This window comes from Streptomyces spiroverticillatus, assembly GCA_014650415.1.
In the GTDB taxonomy this organism is placed as follows: Bacteria; Actinomycetota; Actinomycetes; order Streptomycetales; family Streptomycetaceae; genus Streptomyces; species Streptomyces spiroverticillatus.
On the sequence record BMUX01000068.1, the window covers coordinates 1 to 1,232 of the forward strand.

At 66.2% G+C, this 1,232-nt stretch carries 3 protein-coding genes; 1 reads left to right on the plus strand and 2 read right to left on the minus strand.

Annotation, left to right across the window (positions count from 1 at the left end; genetic code table 11):
• Window positions 1-102: 102 nt before the first annotated feature.
• Window positions 103-504, minus strand: a complete 402-nt coding sequence (locus IE269_RS43680) for a hypothetical protein (RefSeq protein ID WP_229898642.1) — start codon at window positions 502-504, stop codon at window positions 103-105.
• Window positions 501-830 carry a hypothetical protein gene (locus IE269_RS42700; protein ID WP_189828763.1) on the minus strand — a complete coding sequence of 110 codons (330 nt, stop codon included), beginning with the start codon at window positions 828-830 and terminating at the stop codon, window positions 501-503. The genes IE269_RS43680 and IE269_RS42700 overlap by 4 nt, the downstream gene beginning before the upstream one ends.
• A gap of 173 nt (window positions 831-1,003) precedes the next feature.
• Here IE269_RS42700 and IE269_RS42705 point away from each other — a divergent pair.
• The coding region (locus tag IE269_RS42705; RefSeq protein ID WP_318299714.1) for a hypothetical protein at window positions 1,004-1,232 on the plus strand (229 nt) is incomplete at its 3' end.

Genomic DNA, 1,232 nt, shown 5'->3' on the forward strand with positions numbered 1-1,232 from the left:
ACCGCCAATCCCCTCTATGCAGAGTCTAGCTAACAAGACCCCAGGAACACAGAAGCCCCGCACGGCAGTTGAGCCGCGCGGGGCGTTTTGCTGGGGGCCTGACTACCTACGGCGCAAGACCGTGTGATCCGGGGTCGGTCCCGGAGTGAGCTTCGGCGCGCACGTAGGGCAGGCGTACAGCGTCGTTCCGGGGCCGCTGGTGCTCTGTATGCACCGGACGACTACGGGGGCCCTGGTGTGGCGCTCACAGCCGATGCAGAGTGCGGGGGTGGGCTCGGGGAGGGTTCCGGTCAGCCACTCGCGCGTCATGTGTTCGTCCCCGGTGGTGTCGGGCGTCTCGGTGTCCGTGCCCGTGTTGGTCCACTGCTGTGCAAACGCGTTGGCGTGGTCGCCCTGGTGGTGCTCGGCGAGCACGCACGGGATGCGGTGTATCCCGATGGCGGGTCCGCGCTCCCATCCGGGGCGGCGGGCTCCGCACTGGTCTGCCGTGGCTGCCGTGCTCATGCGATCACCGACACCGCGAACGCCGACCGGGGGAACGGGGCACCCGGGTAGCTGTACGGGTAGTCATGCTCCAGCGCGGTGAACTCCAGCGCTGCCCGACGTTCCTTCTGTACTTGGGCGAGGGGCATGGTCGTTTCGGCTTGCTGCCGGAAGTACGCGGCGGCTTCTTCTTTGGTGGGTCCGGTCCACGGTCGCGCCCACGGGCTTACTGCGGGCTCTGCGGGCATGGGGGCGGGCTCGGGGCGGTTGTGTGCCTGGTGGCGTCCGTGGGCGGGCAGCAAGAGCCGCAGGGCCCATACAAGGATTCGGGCGATAGAGTCGCGCATGTCGTTTCAGCTCTCTTCTAGCTGTTGCGGCGAGCCCCGGTGACCGGTCCTACGCGGTTGCCGGGGCGTTTTCGTGCTTGCACAGTAATGGGCCTGTATACCCCTGTCTATGGCTGTAGGCGGGTATAGGCCATTGGGTAGCCCTGTAGGGCGTGTGTAGGGTCCGGAGCGTGATGGAGTTCGACCCGACCCGCCCGAAGTGGCAACAGATCGCCGACGTGATCCGCACCCGTATCCGTAGCGGGCAATACCCGGTCGCTCACCACCTCTCCGAAGTGGCGATGCAGCAGGAATTCGGCGTAGCGCGGGACACCGTGCGTAAGAGGTCATCTCATTTGGGTGACTCGGTATTCTGTGAGTCATGGTGGGGATCGTTGAGCGGCTGGTGCCGGACGAGTTGTG

Bases quoted from the DNA above. Each gene is read 5' to 3' on its own strand.
- IE269_RS43680 (WP_229898642.1), bottom strand. From the start codon at position 504: ATGAGCACGGCAGCCACGGCAGACCAGTGCGGAGCCCGCCGCCCCGGA.
- IE269_RS42700 (WP_189828763.1), bottom strand. From the start codon at position 830: ATGCGCGACTCTATCGCCCGAATCCTTGTATGGGCCCTGCGGCTCTTG.